Consider the following 3,214-nt stretch of genomic DNA (forward strand, 5'->3'; position numbering starts at 1 on the left):
GGGCCGCCGCGCGGCCCGCGGACGCTCGGGCCGCGCTGGACGTGGTCGCGCTCGACGAGGGGATCCTCGCCCCGGCACTCGGGATCGGCCGGGTCGACGCGGACACCGACGTCACGCCGTTCCACGACGACGAGGACCCGGCCGTGATCCAGCGCTGGTGCGCCGGGCACGACGCGATGGCCTTCCTGCTGCACCCGCCGGACGTGGAGCAGGTGATGGCCGTCGCCGACGCGGGCGCGGTGATGCCCCCGAAGTCGACCTTCTTCACACCGAAGGCGGGCACGGGCCTGTTCGTCCGCGAGCTGGCCTGAGTCCCGGTGCTCCGCCCGGCTCGGTCGACGGCGGTCCGTCCATCACCAGCACCACCGCCGCGCCTCCCCGGCGAACCCGTCGCGCGATTTGACTTCGTACAACCTATCGGTTGTAGGATTGCTCCTGTGACCGAGAGGGACGAGGAACGGACCGACGCTCTGTTCCACGCGCTCGCCGACCGCACCCGCCGCGACATCCTGCGCAGGGTGCTGGCCGGGGAGCACTCGGTCTCCGGGCTCGCGGCGAACTACGACATGAGCTTCGCCGCGGTGCAGAAACACGTCGCCGTCCTGGCGAAGGCCGGGCTGCTCGTCAAGCGGCGCAGCGGTCGCGAGCAACTGGCCAGCGGGGACGTGACGGCGGTGCGATCGGTGGCGTCCATGCTCACCGAACTGGAGCAGATCTGGCGTGGCCGTATCGCGCGCATCGACGAGCTGATCGCGGCCGACCCCACGGCCGGCCGCAACGAGGAGGAATGACCCGATGCCCGTCATCGACACCGAGCACGACCTGGACAACCGGACCCTGACCATCACCGCCGAGTTCGCCGCCCCGGTGCGGCGCGTCTGGCAGGTCTACGCGGACCCGCGCCAGCTCGAGAAGGTCTGGGGCCCGCCGACCTACCCGGCGACCGTCGTCGAGCACGACCTCACGCCGGGTGGGCGGGTGCACTACTACATGACCAGCCCCGAGGGCGAGAAGTTCGCCGGGTACTGGAAGGTCACCGCGGTCGACGAACCACACAGCTTCTCCTTCGAGGACGGGTTCTCCGATCTCGACTTCACCCCGAACCCGGAGCTCCCGGTCTCGACCAACGTCTACACCTTCACCGAGCAGGACGGCCGCACACGGGCGACCTACGTCTCGACCTTCGAGAGCGCGGAGGCTCTGCAGAAGGTGCTGGACATGGGCATCATCGAGGGCTCCACCGGCGCGATCAACCAGATCGACGGATTCCTCGCCTCCTGAGCCACCCGACACGGAGGACACGCCGGCCCCTCCGCGGGGGTGTTTCGACGAGACTTACCGACCTGCCGTCACCGTTCCCACACGGCGAGTTCAGACTCCGGCAACGGCTCGGAGAACGAGTCGGGCACGGTGTACGGGACGAAGCCGAACTCGCGGTCCGGCGCTTCCTCCACAGGGGAAAATCGCGGGACCGCCGTATCGATCCGAGAGATCATACGTCGGTCCCAGTTTCCTCCGGACACTGCTGCCGCGCGACGTCCGATCCGACCCACGCGGCGAGACGCAAGGCTGCTTCGGTGTAGTCAACGGCACCGGTGGAGACCCCGATGACCAGGTCGTATGCGTCATCTTCCGGAGCGTCCAGATCGAGTCCGTTCAATCCGTAGAACGTGAACGCGGCCATCCAGGCCAGCCGCTTGTTCCCGTCGACAAGCGGATGATTACGCGCGAGAGACTCCAGCAGAACGACTGCCTTCTCGTGCAGCGTCGGATAGGCGTCCTGACCGAACATGGACACCCGCGAACGGTGTGCAGCGGCATCGAGCAGCCCCGGATCACGGACGTCGGGCACACCCAGATCCGCCGCGAGAACCAAAAGATCCTCCAGCGTGAGGTATTCCACCATCACTGGGCGAGGCGGTCCAGGAGAGTGGCATAGCGATCCCGGCCTTCCCGGGAAAGCGCCCGCACGCGATCGTCCCGGACGCGCCGGGCCGCCGCTTCGGTGATCGCCCGCGCGGCGGCCTCCTGCTTACTGACACCCTCGGCTTCCGCCAGGAGTGTCAGGGCACGCTCCTGCTCCTCGGTCAACCGGAGAGTCATCGCCATGGCCACGATGCTACCACTCTGGTATCACGATTACATGGAATGGAACGTGCTGTCACGGGTCACCAGGGGACGACGCCCTCGTCGTTGAAGAAGCCGCCGTGGGGTCCGTCGTCCGGCAGGGTGGCGAGCCGGACCGCGATCGCGGCGCCCTGCTCGGGCGTGCGCACCCCGTTGAAGCCGGTGAAGTCGGTCGCGACGTAACCGGGGCAGCCGGCGTTCACGAGGATGTTCGTGTCGGCGAGGCTGCGGGCGTACTGGGCCGTGATGCTGTTGAGCATCGACTTCGACGGCGCGTACGCGGCCAGGACCGGGCCGGTCCGCAGGGTCAGCGAGCCCATGTCACTGGACATGTTGACGATGCGCGGCGACTCCGCACGGCGGAGTAGCGGCAGCATCGCGTTCGTCACCCGGACGACCCCGAACACGTTCGTGTCGAGCACGGTGCGGACGACGTCGAGGTCGAGCGTCGTGGGGTCCTGCGCGCCACCGTCGGTGCGACCGCCGATGCCCGCGTTGTTGACGAGCACGTCGAGCCGCCCCGTCGTCCGCTCGACGGTCGCCGCGGCCGCGGCGACGCTCTCGTCGGAAGTGACGTCGAGGGCGAGTCCGAACGCGTCGACGCCCCCGGCGCGCAGTTTCCCGACCGCCTCCTCGCGCCGGACGTCGTCGCGTGCCCCCACCGCTACCGTGAACCCGAGCTCCCCGAGCCCCTGGGCGATGGCGAAACCGATTCCCTTGTTCGCGCCGGTGACCAGCGCCGTCTTCGTGTCGTTCACGCCCTCCATGGTCGGCGGCCCGCGCACCCGGTGTCCAAGACCGATCCGGTACGCCGTGATACCCACCAGGTATCAGGCGTAGGCTCCGTGTCGTGGACGACCTCGAAACCCGCGAGCTCCGGTACTTCGTCGCCGTGGCCGAGGAACGGCACTTCGGCCGCGCCGCCGAGCGGCTCGGGATCGCCCAACCGCCGCTGTCCCGTGCGATCGGCCGAGTCGAACAGCGGCTCGGTGTCCGGCTCCTCGACCGGGACCGCCGGGGTGTGGCGCTCACCGACGCCGGGAGGGTGCTGCTCCGCGAGGCCGCGGCGGCCCTCGACGCGGTCGGG

At 69.3% G+C, this 3,214-nt stretch carries 7 protein-coding genes and 1 pseudogene; 4 read left to right on the top strand and 4 right to left on the bottom strand.

Annotation, left to right across the window (positions count from 1 at the left end; translation table 11 throughout):
• From SACHA_RS22820 to SACHA_RS0117280, 3 genes and pseudogenes are all read left to right on the top strand, one after another.
• A pseudogene (locus tag SACHA_RS22820) lies at positions 1-311 on the top strand (DUF1015 family protein); the annotation flags it as partial.
• A gap of 126 nt (positions 312-437) precedes the next feature.
• Entirely contained in the window at positions 438-791 is a 354-nt protein-coding gene (locus SACHA_RS0117275; RefSeq protein ID WP_019811781.1) for an ArsR/SmtB family transcription factor, read from the top strand.
• A gap of 4 nt (positions 792-795) precedes the next feature.
• Complete coding sequence (locus tag SACHA_RS0117280) at positions 796-1,281, top strand: SRPBCC family protein (RefSeq protein ID WP_019811782.1); 486 nt, start codon at positions 796-798, stop codon at positions 1,279-1,281.
• A gap of 68 nt (positions 1,282-1,349) precedes the next feature.
• Here SACHA_RS0117280 and SACHA_RS0117285 read toward each other — a convergent pair whose 3' ends face one another.
• The 4 genes from SACHA_RS0117285 to SACHA_RS0117300 are packed head-to-tail and all read right to left on the bottom strand — an operon-like array spanning position 1,350 to position 2,894.
• The gene (locus SACHA_RS0117285; RefSeq protein ID WP_019811783.1) at positions 1,350-1,454 is read right to left on the bottom strand and encodes a hypothetical protein; all 105 of its coding nucleotides are present in this window, start codon (positions 1,452-1,454) and stop codon (positions 1,350-1,352) included.
• Between the two features lie 38 nt (positions 1,455-1,492).
• Positions 1,493-1,906, bottom strand: a complete 414-nt coding sequence (locus SACHA_RS0117290) for a type II toxin-antitoxin system death-on-curing family toxin (RefSeq protein ID WP_020628650.1) — start codon at positions 1,904-1,906, stop codon at positions 1,493-1,495.
• On the bottom strand, positions 1,906-2,109 hold the full coding sequence (locus SACHA_RS0117295) for a CopG family transcriptional regulator (protein ID WP_028663295.1): 204 nt from the start codon (positions 2,107-2,109) through the stop codon (positions 1,906-1,908). Before SACHA_RS0117295 ends, SACHA_RS0117290 begins: the two co-directional genes overlap by 1 nt.
• Before the next feature lie 59 nt (positions 2,110-2,168).
• Positions 2,169-2,894, bottom strand: coding sequence for an SDR family oxidoreductase (locus SACHA_RS0117300; protein WP_028663296.1), 726 nt, complete (start codon positions 2,892-2,894; stop codon positions 2,169-2,171).
• Positions 2,895-2,977: 83 nt separating this feature from the next.
• Here SACHA_RS0117300 and SACHA_RS0117305 point away from each other — a divergent pair.
• Positions 2,978-3,214: LysR family transcriptional regulator (locus SACHA_RS0117305; RefSeq protein WP_028663297.1), on the top strand; the 237-nt coding region annotated here is incomplete at its 3' end.

Source organism: Saccharomonospora halophila 8 (genome assembly GCF_000383775.1).
Taxonomy (GTDB): domain Bacteria; phylum Actinomycetota; class Actinomycetes; order Mycobacteriales; family Pseudonocardiaceae; genus Saccharomonospora; species Saccharomonospora halophila.